We start from the raw sequence: 14,975 nt of genomic DNA, 5'->3' as shown, positions 1-14,975 counted from the left end.
TGTTCGTTCCTACTGCCGGATCGCAAGGAGTTCCCCCGTGTCCGTGTCCACTCCCCTCCAGACACCCGAGGTCAAGCCGTATCGATGGCGCTGGGTCGCGTTGCTGGTGATCCTCACCGCCGAGGTCATGGACCTGCTCGACGCCCTGGTCACCACCATCGCCGCGCCCACGATCCGGGCGGACCTGGGCGGCTCGGCCAGCCTGGTCCAGTGGCTGACCGCCGGCTACACGCTGGCCATGGCCGTCGGCCTGATCACCGGCGGACGCCTCGGCGACCTGTTCGGCCGCAAGCGCATGTTCGTCGCCGGCGCGGTCGGGTTCACGGTGGCGTCCCTGCTCTGCGGCGTCGCGATGAGCCCCGAGATGCTGATCGCCAGCAGGGTGCTGCAGGGCTTGTGCGGGGCCGTCATGCTCCCGCAGGGGCTCGGCCTGATCAAGGAGATGTTCCAGGCCGACGAGCTGGGCAAGGCGTTCGGCATGTTCGGCCCGTTCATGACCCTCGGCGCGGTCGGCGGGCCCCTGCTGGGCGGCTGGCTGGTCGACGCCGACCTGTTCGGCACCGGCTGGCGCATGATCTTCCTGATCAACCTGCCGATCGGCCTGGCCGCCGTGGCGGGCGCGCTGCGCTTCCTGCCGGAGACGCGCTCCTCCGACGCCACCCGGCTCGACCTGGTGGGCGTGCTGCTCGTCTCCGCCGCCTCCGTGCTGCTCGTCTTCCCGCTGATCCAGGGTCACGAGCTCGGCTGGCCGGCCTGGACGTTCGTCTCGATGGGCGCGTCCCTGGTGGTCTTCGCGCTGTTCGCCAGGTACGAGGTCGCCCGCGCCAGGTCGGGCAGGGACCCGCTGGTGACGCCCGGGCTGTTCCGCAAGCGCGCCTTCACCGGCGGCCTCGCGGCGGGGCTGGCGTTCTTCTCCGCGCTGGTCGGCTTCAGCCTCGTCTTCACCCTGTACGTGCAGCTCGGGCTCGGCTACAGCCCGCTCCAGGCCGGTCTTGCCGCGCTGCCCCAGGCGCTCGGCTCGGTCGCCGGATTCGGCCTCGCCATGGCGGGGCTGCAGGAGAAGCTGGGCCGCGGCGCGCTGCAGATCGGCACCGGCGCGATGGCCGCCGGCGCCGCCGCCCTGGCCCTGACCGTCCACCTGGCCGGGACCGACGTCACCGTCTGGCAGCTGGTGCCCGCCCTGGCGCTGGTCGGCATCGGCATGGGGCTGGCCATGGCGCCGTTCTTCGACATCGTGCTCGCCGGGGTCGAGCCGCACGAGTCGGGCTCCGCCTCCGGCACCCTCACCGCGATCCAGCAGCTCGGCGGCGCGCTGGGCACCGCCGTGCTCGGCACCGTGTTCTTCGACCTGCTGGCCGGTCAGTGGGCCTTCGGCCAGGCCATGCAGGTCGCCGCCTGGGGCGTGGTGGGGCTGCTGGTCATCACCTTCGGGCTGACGTTCCTGCTCCCGCTCAGGGCGCGGCCGGACCAGGGCGGACACTGAGATTGCGCTCCGCCCACCGGCCGATGTCGCGGCGCTCGATCGCCGCGGCCATCAGATCGGGGAAGGCGTCGGGCGTGCACGCGAACGCGGGCACGCCCATCGCCGCGAGCGCCGCCGCGTTCTCGTGGTCGTAGAACGGGGCGCCCTCGTCCGACAGGGCCAGCAGCACGATCACCTGGACCCCGGCCTGCGTCATCGCGGCCACCCGGCGCAGCATCTCCTGCCGGATCCCGCCCTCGTACAGGTCGCTGATCAGCACGAAGATCGAGTCGGTCGGCCGGGTGATGAGGCCCTGGCAGTAGGCGATCGCCCGGTTGATGTCCGTGCCGCCGCCCAGCTGGGTGCCGAACAGCAGCTCCACCGGGTCGTGCAACTGGTCGGTCAGGTCGGCCACCGACGTGTCGAAGACCACCAGCGACGTCTTGAGCGAGCGCGTCGAGGCCAGCACCGCGCCGAACACGCTGGAGTACACCACCGACGCCGCCATCGACCCGCTCTGGTCGATGGCCAGCACCACCTCCCGCTGGACCGCCCGCTGCCTGCGCGCGTAGCCGACGAGCCGGGACGGGACGACGGTCTCGCGCTCCGGCAGATAGTTCTTCAGGTTGGCCCGGATCGTCCGGTCCCAGTCGATGTCGGCCACCCGCTTCGGGCGGTTGTTCCTGGCGCTGCGGTCGAGCGCGCCGGTGACGGCCGCCCGCGTCTTCTGGGCGAGCCGGCGCTCCAGCTGATCGACCACCGCCCGGACCACCGCCCTGGCCGACTCCCGGGCCTGGTCGGGCATCACCCGGTTGAGCGACAGCAGCGTGCCCACCAGGTGGACGTCCGGCTCGACCGCCTCCAGCATCTCCGGCTCCAGCAGCAGGCGGGTCAGGTTGAGCCGCTCGATGGCGTCCTTCTGCATCACCTGGACGACCGTCGCCGGGAAGTAGGTCCTGATGTCGCCCAGCCAGCGGGCCACCCGGGGCGCCGACGCGCCCAGCCCGCCTTCGCGCCCGCCCGCCCGTTCGCCCCGGCCGCCCCGCCCCTCCTGGCCGTAGAGCGCGGCCAGCGCCGCGTCCATCCCCGCGTCGGCGCCCCGCAGGCCGTGGCCGGTGCCGTCGGCGTCGCCGCCGCCGAGCACCAGGCGCCACCTGCGCAACCGCTCGTCCTGGTCAGCCATGCCCACTCCCCAAGATCTCCAGCACGGTGCGCCCGGCCGCGGCCGCCCGGCGCTCGTCCAGCTCCGGCTCGCTCTCCTCCGCCGCGCGCCCGCCCCGCCGCGCGCGCTCCCCCACGGCTCTTCTCTCGGGTACGGCGAAGCTGCCGAACGTACGCCTGAGCAGGGGCAGCACCTCGACGAACTGTTCCCCGCCGAGCCCGGTGAGCCACGCGTCGACCAGCCCGAACAGGCGCGGATCGTGCACCAGCAGCAGCCCTCCCCCGGACAGGAACCCCTCGACCCAGGCGGCGGTCCTGGCCGGCGACTCGCCGCGCGACACCGCCCTGGCCATCCGGTCGCCCGCGTCGTCGATCTCCCCGGCGTCGAGCAGGATCCGGGTCAACCGGCCCTCGACCAGGCCGTGCAGATCCTGACGTCCGCACAGCCCGTGCAACGTCGACAACCACCGCTCCCGCGCCGGAGCCGACCCCCCACCAGCCCGCCCGGCCCCCGCGTCGCCGGGGCCGGGGTGTGGGCTGTCCTCGTCCAGCAGCCCCACGGCCGCGTGGACCGCGTCGACGTGGACGAGCAGGCCGGACGCCGCCTCGTCGTCCAGCCGGGTCACCGCGACGGGCAGGCCGACGCAGATCCGGTCCAGCATCGACCGCACGATCACCGCCAGCCCGTCGGCGGAGGTGCCGCGCACATCGCCGTACCGGTGCGCGCGGACCATCGCCGGCAGTGCCGCCATGAGCTGGGTGACGTCGGTGTCGAGCGCCGCCTTGGCGGACAGCGCGGCCAGCACGTCGGGCAGCGCCTCGGGCAGGTCGGCCAGCAGACACTGCTCCACCAGCCCGGTCAGCTCCGCCAGCGACACCCCACCGGCCTCACTCCCCCACGACACCCCACCTGGCCCTCCAGGCGAGCCACCTGACCCCGGAGCCCGAGGCGAACCACCCGGGCCCGGCCCACCGGACGCTCCCCCCGACCCCGGAGCCCGGGGAGAACCGCCAGGGCCCGGTCCCCCGGGTGCTCCGCCCGATCCGGGCGCGCTGGGAGAACCACCCGGCCCCGGACTGCTGGGCGTCGTTCGGGAGCCCGGGGCGGCGGGCGGCGTGGCTGGGCTGGGGGCCGACGTGCCGAGGGCGCGGTCGCGGGCGTGGCGGGTGGCGGCGGCCGCGACCGTCGTGCCGAGGGCCGCGCGCTCGATCAGCGCCAGGTCGAACTCCGGCTCCCACCGCAGCCGCCAGGTCTCCCTGAACGTGCCCTTGCCCCGCGCCTCCCCCGGCTCGCCCCAGCCGACCCCGAGCAGCCGCAGCCGGTGGAGCAGATGGCTGCGCGCCAGGTCGAGCGGCTTGCGGAGGTCGAGGTCGAGCTCCCGGTCGAGCGCCTCGGGCTTGAGCCGCACCACGCGCTGCTGGTCACGCAGGTCGCGCTGGAGCGGCACCATCGGCGTGCCGTCGGTGACCCGGCCCAGCCGGTCGCCGACGACGAGCCGCCGGTGGATCAGCTCCACGGCCAGGTCGTCGCCCTCACACAGCACCGCCCTGGCCGCCTCGGTCACCTCGCCCAGCCCGGCCAGCGGCCGTCCGCGCAGCGTCGCCAGCCCGTGGGCGAGCCGCGCCGCCTCGATCACGTGCGCCGACGACACCGCCAGCCCCTCGTCGCGCAGCACCCCCGCCGCCTCGGTCAGCCACCGCTCGATCGGCCGGTCGGGGGCGGTGAACAGGTGGTCGTACCAGCCGGGCGAGGTGATGCCCGCGCCGTAGCCGCTCCACCAGGCCAGCCGCCCGTACGTCCACGGCACCCAGGTCACCTCGGTCTTGACCTTGGGCATGCCGCGCAGCACGGCGTTGTCGTCCTTGACCGGCGGCAGCGGCCCGGTGAGCGCGGGCACGTGCCAGGCCCCGCAGATCACGGCGATCCGCTCGTGCCCCTCCTTGATCGCCGCACGCAGGGTCTTGCGCATGTACGCCTCGCGCCTGGCCTCCCGCCCGACCGGCACGTACCCCTCGCGGACCGCGGCCACGGCCTCGGCGATCACCTCGAACGGCGTGTCGCCCCGGTGCTCGACGACGTCCTCCCACCACCGCTCCGGGTCGTCGTAGCATGCGGCCTGCGCCAGCGCGCCGATGGGGTCGACCCGCAGCGCGTCGTCCGCCGCCTCCGGGTCTCCCTCCTCCGGCACGGGTCCTTCCAGCGACGAGCCGCCCTCGCCGGGCACGGGCCCTTCCGAGGACGGGCCGTCGTCCGGCGCGGGTGTGGCGTCGCCGGGGGCGTGGCGGGGTTCGGCGAGGGTGTGGGCGGCGGGCAGGTCGCAGAAGCGGACCGGGACGCCCGCCTCGACCCCGTACAGGATGGCCTGCCACTCCGGGGAGAAGCGGGCGAACGGCCAGAAGGCGGCGGCCGGACTGCCGGGGACGTGGGCCAGCAACGCGACCGGCGGCTCCAGGTCGGGGGCGAGGTGGAGCAGGGCGTCGGCCTCCGGCGGGCCCTCGATGAGGACGACGCCGGGACGCAGGCGTTCGAGCTCGGCCCGCACCGCGCGGGCCGAGCCGGGGCCGTGATGACGGACGCCCAGGACGGAGACCCTGCTCATGACACCTCGCGGCAGGCGCGGTAGAAGTCACGCCAGTCGGACCGCTCGCGCACGACCGTCTCCAGGTACTCGCGCCACACCACCCGGTCGGACACCGGCTCCTGCACCACGGCCCCGACGATGCCGGCGGCCACGTCGGCGGGCCGCAGCACCCCGTCGCCGAAGTGGGCGGCCAGGGCGATGCCGCTGGTCAGCACCGAGATGGCCTCGGCGGTGGAGAGGGTGGCGCTGGGCGACTTGACCTTGGTGCGGCCGTCCTCGGTCATGCCGGCGCGCAGCTCGCGGAAGACGGTCACCACCCGGCGGATCTCCGACAGCGCGGTGGCGGTCTCGGGCAGTTGCAGCGAGCGGCCGAGCTGGGCGACACGGCGGGCGACGATGTCGACCTCCTCCTCGGCGGTCGCGGGCACCGGCAGCACGACCGTGTTGAAGCGGCGGCGCAGCGCGCTGGACAGCTCGTTGACGCCGCGGTCGCGGTCGTTGGCGGTGGCGATGACGTTGAAGCCGCGCTCGGCCTGCACCTCGCGGTTGAGCTCCGGGATCGGCAGCGTCTTCTCCGACAGCACGGTGATCAGCGCGTCCTGCACGTCGGACGGCATGCGGGTGAGCTCCTCGACCCGGGCCACCCGTCCTTCGGCCATGGCCCGCATCACCGGCGAGGGGGTCAGCGCCTCCAGGGAGGGGCCCTCGGCCAGCAGGCGCGCGTAGTTCCAGCCGTACCGGATGGCCTCCTCGGCGGTGCCGGCGGTGCCCTGGACGAGCAGCGTCGAGTCGCCGCTGACGGCGGCGGCGAGGTGCTCCGACAGCCAGGTCTTGGCCGTGCCGGGCACGCCGAGCAGCAGCAGCGCCCGGTCGGTCGCGAGGGTGGCGACGGCGACCTCGACGATGCGCCGGGCGCCGACGTACTTGGGCGTGATGCGGTCGCCGTCGCCGAGGATGTAGGTGGTGACGGCCCACGGCGAGAGCTTCCAGCCGGGCGGCCGCGGCCGGTCGTCCTCCTTGGCGAGCAGGGCCAGCTCGTCGGCGTACTGATCTTCCGCGTGGGGACGCAGAACGGTCATGTCAGCTCCTTGAACATCTCGGCGCGGAAGCGCAGCAGGGCGGCCACCTGCTGGACGGACGGTGCGGGCGAGTAGCTCTCGGCCAGCGGGGCCAGGCCGGGGTCGATGCGTTCGCCGGCCAGCCGGACGAGCTCGTCGAGGTTCCACGGCTGGGTGGCGGCCACTTTGACGATCTTGTGCAGGACGGCCGAGGCGAGAGGCTCGCGCCAGGCGGGCGACACCCCGCCCAGCACCATGATCAGCTGGCTGTCGAGGTCGTGGGCCAGGGTGAACTCGGCGGCGAGCTCCTGCTGCTCGCCGGGGCCGAGCGCCTCCAGCAGGTCGGCGATCGGGTCCCAGGCGAACATCGCCCGGGCCCACGCCGGGTCGCGCTGCAGCACGGCGGCGCGCACCCAGCCGGCCTTCACCTCGCCGTCCCACTCGGGGATGCGGCGGGCGAGCAGGCTCTCGGGCGGCTCGCCCCACATGGTCAGCGGCGCGCGGGCGATGACCTGCTGCAGCCACCAGGCGCGCTCGCCGAACCCGCGGGGCGGCTTGGCCCTGATGCCGTCGCGCTCCATCGCCTTGTCGCAGCTCTCGGGCGGCTCGACCAGGATCGCGGCGGGCTCGACGGTCAGGCAGGCGCGGGCCCGCTCGGCCATCCGCCGCGACAGCCGCGACTCCGGCAGGCGGGTGAGGAGGTTGGCGGCCTCCTGGCGGACCTCGCGCCGCCGGTCGTCGAGCGCCGACTCCAGGAACGGCTCGTCGTCCATGGACAGGCCGTCGGCCAGCGTCTCGGCGAACGCGGCCCGGTCGTCGGGCGTCTCGCGCTCCCACGTGCTCTCCAGCAGCCGTCTCGCCCCCGTGGGGTCCTGCTTCCTGAGCCGCCGCAGGTGGGCGCGCCGGTCGGCGGCGCTGCCCAGCTCCCACGTCTCGCCGGTCGGCTCGTCCAGGAGGTAGGCCCAGGAGGGGTTGCGGGCGGCCAGCCACCGGCCGCGGCGCCCGGCGAGCACCCCGAGATGGGCGCGTACGGACCGGTCCCAGCGGCCGCGTTCGAGCAGCTCGGGCAGCACGTGGGCGGGGACTCTGCGGCCTGAGGCGGCGGCCACGGCCAGCCATTCGGGCAGCAGTCTCTCGTACTCGCCGCCGAGGACGCGCGCCAGCCGCTCGGCGGCGCGCCTGCCGACCGGCTCCTGCTCCTCCGGCGGCGCGGACTCGCCGGGCGCGGCCTCCGCCGGCCGCCGCCCGGCCCGCCGCCGCACCACCTGCACGGCCGCCGCGGCGAGCAGGTCTCCCGGGTACGGACGGCGATCGGTGCCGACGAGAGCCGTCGAGGCCAGCTCCTCCCAGTCGCTCACGAGGGGTGCTCCGTCCTGCCGGTGTCGCGGATGTTCACAGGATCACCACCGTGCCGTCCTCGTCCCAGGTCGTCAGGGGGCGCAGGCCGCGCGGCGTCCACTCGGCGGCGACCGTCACCGGACGCCCGCCGGAGACGGCGAGCAGCCGCCACACGCCGCGCCAGGAGGTCAGCAGCGGGAACCCGGCCAGCGTGTGCTCGCCGGGGATCACCCCGGTCAGCACGAGCGGCCAGGACTCGGTCCACGGGTCGGCGGCCACCGCGGCCGCGACCTCTCCCATGGCGGTGTCGGTGTCGGCGCCGGGCGGCGGGCCCGGCGTCGCGGGAGACTCCGCGCCGCGCCGGTCGGCGACCAGGGCGCGGAGCGGGGCGGCGCCGGGGTAGAAGGCGAGGTCGGCGTCGATCAGGGTGCCCGTCACCAGGGAGGCGTCCAGGGGCTGGCCGGCGGGGGCGAAGGACAGCACGAGCGCCGCGCGGCCCGTCTCGCGGCCGCGCAGCCAGACGCGGCGGGCGACGAGCCGGTCCTGCTCCTCGTCACGCGTGCCGAGGACGTCCCAGCGGTCGCGCACCACCGGGCGGACCAGGACCTCCTCCCGGGTGACGGGGAAGCCGACCCGCATCAGCACGGTGTCGGCCAGGTCGCCGGGCAGCCCGGCCCGCCTGCGGTAGGCGACGGCGAGCAGGTGGAGCAGGGCGTACTCCTCCAGCAGCCGGCCCGGCCAGTCGTCCTCGTCCCTGACCCGGGCGAGCCTGGTCACCACGCCGGCCACGCCGGGCGCCTGGGCGTCGATGAGGCGTTTGGCCAGGCCCTCCCAGTCGTGCGGGGCGGCGGTGGCCAGGCCCTGGCGCGTCTGGTCGGCCAGCCATCGCTCCAGCTCCGCCAGCCCGGCCGTGACCCGGGCGTGCCGCAGCTCGCCGTTGCGCGGCGGGGCGGCGGACGACGCCGCGGCGCCGCTCTCCTCCGGCGGGGCCGCGGCCGTGGCGCGGGCGGCTTCGAGGCGGGCCGCCGAGCGGGCGGCGCGGGCCTCGCGCTGGGCCAGCCACTCCGCGGCCCAGGCGGGCAGCTCGCCGGTCTCGGGCACGCCGTCGGCCGACCACAGCAGGAGCAGGCCCAGCGCGTGCTTGCACGGGAACTTGCGGCTCGGGCAGCTGCACCGGTAGGCGGGCTCGCCGAGGTCGACGCACGCGCGGTAAGGCGTGGCCCCGCTCCCCTTGCACTCGCCGAACAGCACCTCGCCCGCCGCTCCGCGCAGCTGCCACTTGCCCGGCGCGGCGACCCCTTGGGCCGCCTTCCGTGAGGGCGCGTCGGGGGCGAGCGAGAGGACTTGATCACGGCTCCACCGTTCGATCACTCGCCGCACATTAGCCACCACGACCGACATTCCGCGACCGTAGGCGGACAGCCGGCCGGTCCCCCGTACAATCCGGCGCATGGAGCTGATGATCTACCCGGACGGGCCGGTGTTCGAGGTCGCCGACGAGCGGGACGCGCTGGCGCGGGGGCTGGAGGGGCAGCTCGTGCTCGACCGGACGCGGTTCCTGCGGCGGGACGTGACCGGGGCTCCGGTGGGGTTCGTGCCGCGTCCGCCGGTCGCGCGGGCGCTCGACCTGCTGCCGCACCCGGAGGGCGGGTGGTTCAGGGAGACGTGGCGGTCGGGCGTGACGTTCCGGCCTGAAGGGTACGAGGGCGACCGGGCCAGCGCGACCGGGATCTACTTCCTGCTGCAGCCGGGCGAGGAGTCGGTGCCGCACCTCGTACGCTCCGACGAGGTGTGGCTGTGGCACCGGGGCGGCCCGCTGCGGCTGGTGATCGGCGACGGCAGCGTCGTCCTGGGGCCGGACGTCGAGAGCGGCCAGGTGCCGCAGGCGGTGGTGCCAGGAGGGGTGTGGCAGTCGGCCCGCCCGGAAGGCGAGCAGGAGGTGCTGGTCAGCTGCGTGGTGTCGCCGGGGTTCGACTTCGCGGACTTCACGGCGACGCCGCCGGGCCCTCGGTGACGACCAGGTCGCGCGGCACCTGACCGGCCGAGCCGACGCCGCACAGGGTGAGGGCGTTGGCCAGCTCGGCGCGGAGCGTCGCCAGCACGTGGGAGACGCCCTCGGCGCCCCCCACCGTCAGGCCCCACACCACCGGGCGGCCGACCGCCACGGCGTGCGCTCCCAGGGCGAGGGCCTTGACGACGTCGGTGCCGCGCCGTACGCCGCCGTCGAGCAGGACGGGCACGCGGCCGTCCACCGCGGCGGCGATCAGCGGGAGGCGGTCGACGGTCGCGGGGGCGGTGTCGAGCTGACGGCCGCCGTGGTTGGAGACGATGACCGCGTCGGCGCCGTGCTCGACGGCCAGCGCGGCGTCGGCGGGGTGCAGGATGCCCTTCAGGACGATCGGCAGCGAGGTGATCCCGCGCAGCCAGTCGACGTGCTGCCAGGAGAGCTCTGGCGAGAGCGTGACCTGCCGGATGTCGCCCGCCCCTCCGAGGTTCGGGCACGACAGCCCGGGCGGCAGTTCGAGCAGGGCGCTCCTGGCCCGTTCGCCGGTCCGCAGCGCGGGCGAGTCGACGGTGATCACCAGCGCCCGGCACCCCGCCGCCTCGGCCCGCCGCACCAGATACTCGGTGTAGCCCAGGTCGGGCTGCAGGTAGAGCTGGAACCAGAGGGTCGCCCCGGTGACCGCCACGTCCTCCATCGCCACCGTCGACAGCATCGCGTTGATCATGATGACACCGGCCGCCGCTGCCGCCCTGCCGGTGGCCAGCTCCCCGTCAGGGTGCGCCAGCCGGTGGAACGCGCTGGGCGCCACCAGCACCGGCATCGACGCCGGCCGCCCCAGGGTCGTGACGTCCAGCACGGGCTCGCCGGCGCCGGTCAGCACCCGGGGCACCAGCATGAGCCGCCGGAACGCCGCCTCGTTGGCGCGGAGCGTGACCTCGTCCTGCGCCCCGCCCGCGAAGTAACCGTAGAGCCCGGGGTCGAGCTTCTCTCTGGCCGCTTCCTCGTACTCGCGAAGGTTGACCGGTTCCACCCGCCCAATGTCCTCCAGGAGACAGAAGCTGGCAATCATGGGTCGCGGGACGTAGGCTCCAGTAGCGCTGAGTGACATCGTTGACGCGCAGCGGAGAGATTGTCGGGACTACGCGCATGTATGCGCTGAATCCTGGGTACTGCATGAATCCATTGCATTGTGCAATGGTGATCTCAAGGGTGAAATGTCACACTTTTAGGAGGGCGGAGACGTGCAGCCCGGCTTCTCCTGGGTCATCACCCCCAACCGCGGCGCCGCGGTGCTCACCCTGTCGGGCGAGCTCGACATCGCGACAGCCCCCGAATGCGGCCGCTGCATGGCCGAGGCCATCGCCAGCACCGAGCCCGCGAGGGTCGTCGTCGACATGAAGGGCGTCGAGTTCTGCGACTCGTCCGGGCTCAGCGTCCTCGTCTCGGCCTTGAGCGGGGCCGAGGCGTCCGGCGGCGTCCTGGTCCTCTGCGAGCTTCATCCCCGGGTCCAGAGGGTGCTCAACGTCACGGGGCTCAACAGGCGGTTCCGGTCGTACGCGACGGTGCCGGAGGCCATCGCCGCCCTGCCCAGGCCGATCACGTCCTAGCCCTCGGGCCAGCCCAAGGGGTGCGGGCCCTCCTCCGGACGTTCACCGGCCGCCGCGTTGAAGGCGTTCATGGCCGCGACCAGGGCGCGGCACTGTTCGGGTGACATGCGTGCCACGATCGCCCCGATGTCGGCACGGCGGCGCGCGGTCACCTCGTCCACGATGCGCCGGCCCTCGGGGGTGAGCCGCATCAGGCTCTCCCGGCGGTTGAGCGGGTTGACCTTCCGCACGATCAGGTCCGCCCCGGCCAGCCGGTCGGCCATCCGCATGGCCGTGGACGGGTTCACGTTCAGCAGCTCCGCCATCGTGACGAGCTTGGTCTCGCCCTGCGTGGCCAGCACGACCAGCATCCTGAGCTGCGACAGGGTGACCCGGTCCGCGGCCGCGCCGAGCGAGCGGGCGGCGATGCCGACGAGCAGCCGGGTGGCCGTCAGCACCGCCGAGGTCACCGCGGCGAGGTCGTCCGCCCGCTCAGGCATAGCCCCTTTTGTACACGCTTCACATAACGGACTTCCGACTTATGCGGCATCTCATACGAGACTGCGCTGGTGGCGGTAGGCCCGGCGGAACGTGTGCCGCCTGCTGCCCGTGCGGAACGCCGCGGACCCGGTGATCACCCCGTGCCCGGGGACCCGGAAGGTCGCGCTGATCTCCTCGCCCGGCGCCAGCTCGGCCGCCTCCTGCCGGGAGATCACCTTGCGCCCGCGCGGCAGGTTGAGCGCCAGCCGCACCCGCCGCCAGGTGACGGCCGAGCCGTTGACGAGCGTCACCGTGACCCGGTCGCCCGACGCGGTCATCCTCAGCCCGTACGGACGGCGCGGGTCGTCGCCGATCGACTGGTCGAGCAGCTCCATCAGCTCGCCGACCAGCTCCGGGCGGTCGGACGACACGTCCTTCCGCTCGCCGAGGTCGGTGTCGAGGTCGTACAGCTCGATCCGGCCCTCGGGACCGGCCCCCGCCACGCCGGGCGCGAACCTGATCGCCTTCCAGCGGCCGCGGCGGATCGCCTGCGCCTTGCGCGGCCGGTTCCACACCAGATGGTCGTGATCGGGCCCGTCGCCGCCGTTGAGCATGCGGCGGAACGAGCGGCCGTCGATCCCGTCGGGCACCGGCACCCCGGCCAGGTCGGCCAGGGTCGGCAGCAGGTCCCAGTAGGCCACCGGCCGCGTCTCCACCCGGGAGCGCATCTTCGGCGACCAGGCGATCAGCGGCACCCTGATGCCGCCCTCGTACAGGTCGCGCTTGTCGCCGCGGAACGGGCCGTTGGCGTCGAACAGGGCCGGGGTCACGCCCTTCTCGTGGTGCGGGCCGTTGTCGCTCATGAACAGCACGATCGTGTTCGCGGCCTTGCCGCTCTCGCGCAGCGCGGCCACGAGCTTGTCCACGTACGAGTCCAGCAGGGTGACCTGGGCGGCGTGGCGGCGGTTGGCCCGGGTCCACGGCTTGTCCTTGTACCGGCCGGCGTTGCCCGGGACCTCGCTCGGCGCGTGCGGCAGGTTGGTCGGGAAGTAGAGCAGGAACGGCTTGTCGGACGGCTGCTTGATGAAGTCGACGGCCCGCCGCAGGAACAGGTCGGGCGCGTACCCCCCGCCGGTCACCGCCACCTTGCCGGCGTTGTGCCACAGGTAGCGCGGATAGTACTGGTGGGCGTGGCGGTGGGTGATGTAGCCGAAGAACTCGTCGAAGCCGCGCTCGTTCGGGTGGGACGGCTGGCCGGGCAGCTCGGGGCCGAACCCCCACTTGCCGACGCACGCGGTGCGGTAGCCCGACATCTGGAGCACCTCGGCGAAGGTCAGGTCGTTCTCGACCAGCGCGCCCTGCGGGGAGCCCGCCGGGTTGTCGCGCACCGTGGCGTGCCCGGCGTGCAGCCCGGTGAGCAGCGAGCAGCGCGACGGCGCGCAGAGCGGCGCCCCCGCGTAGGCGGTCTCGAACCGCACCCCCTCGGCGGCCAGCCGGTCGATGGCGGGTGTGGCGATCTTCCGCTGCCCCTGGATGCCGAGCTCGCCCCAGCCCAGGTCATCGGCGAGGATGATCAGGAAGTTGGGCCGGGGGGCGAGGGCCGCCTGCGCCGATGACGCGGTGGCGGCGGGGACGGACAGGCCGGCGAGCGCGCCCGCCAGGAGGGTCCGACGCGAGGGAGCGGGGATCATGCAGACACCTTCGACGCAGGGTGAGATCGATGTGCGAAGCGCCGAAGAACGGCAGGCGGACTCTGCCGGAGCCGGGTGATGACAGGGGCCGCGCTCGTCAGCAGTAGTCCCGGAGCTTGCCGATCTCCTTGAGCTCGGGAGGCAGCTCGTCGATTGGAGGGCGACGGGCGGCCAGCGACGACCGTACCGCTCTCGATCTTGCCGCGCCAGTCGCTCACCTTTTTCGCGAAGGCACCGTGATCCTTGTCTCTCACGCCGGTCCAGGGTCCTCCCAGACCGTCAGGGTCTCGGCGGGCCCGCCGATGCGCTGCCAGGCGCCGGTGTCGCGGAGCCGGCGGAGGATCTCCGTACGGTCCGCGGACAGGACGTACACCGCCTGTCCGCCCACCCGCGTCTCCGCGCCCGCCGGGCCGATGTCCTGCCAGGCCGGGACCTCGCCTCCCGGTCCGGCCTCCGGCAGGACGCGCAGCCGGGCGCCCTGCGGGTCGGTGGAGAACAGGCCCGCGGCGCCCCCGTACAGCTCGCCCGCCGGGCCCGCCGCGTGCGGCCACGGCCGCCCCGGTTCCCCCGGCCAGCGGTTGACCGCGCCGCGGTCCGGGGTGAGGCCGTACAGGTTCTCCCCGGCGACCGCGAACGAGGCGCCCTCCAGACCGGCGAAGTCCCAGCGGGCGGGTACGCCCTGGTAGGACCAGATCCAGCCGGTGCCGGGGGCGATGGCGAACAGGCCGCGTGCGCCGCCGTGCAGGCGTGTCGCCGGGCCGCCGATCCAGGTCCAGGAGGCGCCCTGCCCGTCCCAGACGTGGACGGACTGGCGGTCGGCGGCCAGCCGGTAGACGTGGGAGCCGCTGACGGCGACGTCGGCGCCCGGGTCGCCGATGGGCGACCAGACGCCGGGACGCCCGCCGTACACGTAGAGCCGGCCGTCCATGCCCGTGGCGAACAGACCGGCGGGCCCGGACCAGAGGCGTCGGGCGGCGTCCCCGATCTTCGTCCATCGGTCCCCGCCGTCCCACCGGAACACGCCCCGGCCGCCCGGCCCGACGGAGAACACCCCGGAGCCCGAGCGGGGCGGGGCCGTCACGACGCCGCCCGCCGGGTCCCCGGGCGCGCCGGGCAGCCGCCACGCCACCAGCGCGGCGAGCACGGCGAGCACCACGACCCCGGCGACCCCGGCGACCCCGCCGAACAGCAGGGAGCGCCGGGCCGGCCGTCGTGGCGGCTGCCCTCCTGATGCCACGGGAAGGACCGGGCCGGCGGCCGGGGGCGGCTCGGGCGGGGGCTGGGGCGGGGGCTGGGGCGTCGCGCCGAGAGCGGCCGTGTGCAGGTGTCCGGCGGTCTCCAGGCGCGTCCGGCGGGTGCGCTCGTCCGGGGTGCGGTCGTGGACGAGCCGCCGCAGCAGCTCCAGCGGGATGATCTTCTGTCCGGACCGGTACTCGCCCCAGAGCGTCTTGCTCACGTGGTACGCCTCGGCGAGCTCGCGCACGGTCATCCCGCCGGTGACCCCGAGCAGGAACTCGGCCAGCGCGTTCGCCTCCGCCGTGCTCCCCCGCGGCCGGCCCTGGGGCCTGCCCGCCCTGCGTTCCATCCCGCCGCCCTCTCCCGCCGACCCCTC

12 protein-coding genes are annotated in these 14,975 nt (G+C 74.6%); 3 read left to right on the top strand and 9 right to left on the bottom strand.

All coding sequences use genetic code 11. The annotated features are described in order from the left end of the window. Nucleotides 1–43 precede the first annotated feature (43 nt). Nucleotides 44–1,483 carry a DHA2 family efflux MFS transporter permease subunit gene (locus ACGFI7_RS09000; RefSeq protein ID WP_393401134.1) on the top strand — a complete coding sequence of 480 codons (1,440 nt, stop codon included), beginning with the start codon at nucleotides 44–46 and terminating at the stop codon, nucleotides 1,481–1,483. On the opposite strand, the gene ACGFI7_RS08995 is transcribed toward ACGFI7_RS09000, so the two are convergent. From ACGFI7_RS08995 to ACGFI7_RS08975, 5 genes are read right to left on the bottom strand one after another with little or no spacing between them, the layout of a single operon-like run. Further along, nucleotides 1,452–2,645, bottom strand: coding sequence for a VWA domain-containing protein (locus tag ACGFI7_RS08995; RefSeq protein ID WP_393401132.1), 1,194 nt, complete (start codon nucleotides 2,643–2,645; stop codon nucleotides 1,452–1,454). The two genes, ACGFI7_RS09000 and ACGFI7_RS08995, sit on opposite strands and share 32 nt — an antisense overlap. After that, nucleotides 2,638–5,223 (bottom strand): DUF5682 family protein, encoded by a 2,586-nt coding sequence (locus tag ACGFI7_RS08990; protein ID WP_393401129.1) that lies wholly within the window; start codon nucleotides 5,221–5,223, stop codon nucleotides 2,638–2,640. Before ACGFI7_RS08990 ends, ACGFI7_RS08995 begins: the two co-directional genes overlap by 8 nt. After that, the gene (locus ACGFI7_RS08985; RefSeq protein ID WP_393401126.1) at nucleotides 5,220–6,284 is read right to left on the bottom strand and encodes an AAA family ATPase; all 1,065 of its coding nucleotides are present in this window, start codon (nucleotides 6,282–6,284) and stop codon (nucleotides 5,220–5,222) included. Before ACGFI7_RS08985 ends, ACGFI7_RS08990 begins: the two co-directional genes overlap by 4 nt. After that, the gene (locus ACGFI7_RS08980; RefSeq protein ID WP_393401124.1) at nucleotides 6,281–7,621 is read right to left on the bottom strand and encodes a DUF5691 domain-containing protein; all 1,341 of its coding nucleotides are present in this window, start codon (nucleotides 7,619–7,621) and stop codon (nucleotides 6,281–6,283) included. The genes ACGFI7_RS08985 and ACGFI7_RS08980 overlap by 4 nt, the downstream gene beginning before the upstream one ends. A gap of 34 nt (nucleotides 7,622–7,655) precedes the next feature. Beyond that, nucleotides 7,656–8,972: an SWIM zinc finger family protein gene (locus ACGFI7_RS08975; RefSeq protein ID WP_393401121.1), complete on the bottom strand. Its 1,317-nt coding sequence runs from the start codon at nucleotides 8,970–8,972 to the stop codon at nucleotides 7,656–7,658. Nucleotides 8,973–9,051: 79 nt separating this feature from the next. On the opposite strand from ACGFI7_RS08975, the gene ACGFI7_RS08970 reads away from it, so the two are divergent. Next, complete coding sequence (locus ACGFI7_RS08970; protein ID WP_393401119.1) at nucleotides 9,052–9,615, top strand: cupin domain-containing protein; 564 nt, start codon at nucleotides 9,052–9,054, stop codon at nucleotides 9,613–9,615. Here the strand turns inward: ACGFI7_RS08970 and ACGFI7_RS08965 are convergent. Beyond that, nucleotides 9,587–10,636 (bottom strand): alpha-hydroxy acid oxidase, encoded by a 1,050-nt coding sequence (locus tag ACGFI7_RS08965; protein WP_393401116.1) that lies wholly within the window; start codon nucleotides 10,634–10,636, stop codon nucleotides 9,587–9,589. The two genes, ACGFI7_RS08970 and ACGFI7_RS08965, sit on opposite strands and share 29 nt — an antisense overlap. 211 nt (nucleotides 10,637–10,847) lie before the next feature. Here ACGFI7_RS08965 and ACGFI7_RS08960 point away from each other — a divergent pair, with 211 nt between their 5' ends. Then, on the top strand, nucleotides 10,848–11,213 hold the full coding sequence (locus ACGFI7_RS08960) for an STAS domain-containing protein (protein WP_393401113.1): 366 nt from the start codon (nucleotides 10,848–10,850) through the stop codon (nucleotides 11,211–11,213). Here ACGFI7_RS08960 and ACGFI7_RS08955 read toward each other — a convergent pair. From ACGFI7_RS08955 to ACGFI7_RS08945, 3 genes are all read right to left on the bottom strand, one after another. After that, nucleotides 11,210–11,692, bottom strand: a complete 483-nt coding sequence (locus ACGFI7_RS08955) for a MarR family transcriptional regulator (RefSeq protein ID WP_393401110.1) — start codon at nucleotides 11,690–11,692, stop codon at nucleotides 11,210–11,212. The two genes, ACGFI7_RS08960 and ACGFI7_RS08955, sit on opposite strands and share 4 nt — an antisense overlap. A gap of 51 nt (nucleotides 11,693–11,743) precedes the next feature. Further along, the gene (locus ACGFI7_RS08950) at nucleotides 11,744–13,363 is read right to left on the bottom strand and encodes a sulfatase-like hydrolase/transferase (protein ID WP_393401107.1); all 1,620 of its coding nucleotides are present in this window, start codon (nucleotides 13,361–13,363) and stop codon (nucleotides 11,744–11,746) included. A gap of 250 nt (nucleotides 13,364–13,613) precedes the next feature. Further along, nucleotides 13,614–14,948 (bottom strand): helix-turn-helix domain-containing protein, encoded by a 1,335-nt coding sequence (locus tag ACGFI7_RS08945; protein WP_393401104.1) that lies wholly within the window; start codon nucleotides 14,946–14,948, stop codon nucleotides 13,614–13,616. Between the last annotated feature and the right edge of the window lie 27 nt (nucleotides 14,949–14,975).

Origin of the sequence: Nonomuraea sp. NPDC048826, assembly GCF_043198225.1 — a bacterium.
Lineage (GTDB): Bacteria > Actinomycetota > Actinomycetes > Streptosporangiales > Streptosporangiaceae > Nonomuraea.
The sequence above is the reverse complement of the archived record's forward strand: the minus strand, read 5'-3'. Positions and strand labels throughout refer to the sequence as shown.

Coding starts and splice junctions, on each gene's coding strand:
- ACGFI7_RS08970 (WP_393401119.1), top strand. CDS start 9,052: ATGGAGCTGATGATCTACCCGGACGGGCCGGTGTTCGAGGTCGCCGAC.
- ACGFI7_RS08950 (WP_393401107.1), bottom strand. CDS start 13,363: ATGATCCCCGCTCCCTCGCGTCGGACCCTCCTGGCGGGCGCGCTCGCC.
- ACGFI7_RS08945 (WP_393401104.1), bottom strand. CDS start 14,948: ATGGAACGCAGGGCGGGCAGGCCCCAGGGCCGGCCGCGGGGGAGCACG.
- ACGFI7_RS08995 (WP_393401132.1), bottom strand. CDS start 2,645: ATGGCTGACCAGGACGAGCGGTTGCGCAGGTGGCGCCTGGTGCTCGGC.
- ACGFI7_RS08955 (WP_393401110.1), bottom strand. CDS start 11,692: ATGCCTGAGCGGGCGGACGACCTCGCCGCGGTGACCTCGGCGGTGCTG.
- ACGFI7_RS08990 (WP_393401129.1), bottom strand. CDS start 5,223: ATGAGCAGGGTCTCCGTCCTGGGCGTCCGTCATCACGGCCCCGGCTCG.
- ACGFI7_RS08985 (WP_393401126.1), bottom strand. CDS start 6,284: ATGACCGTTCTGCGTCCCCACGCGGAAGATCAGTACGCCGACGAGCTG.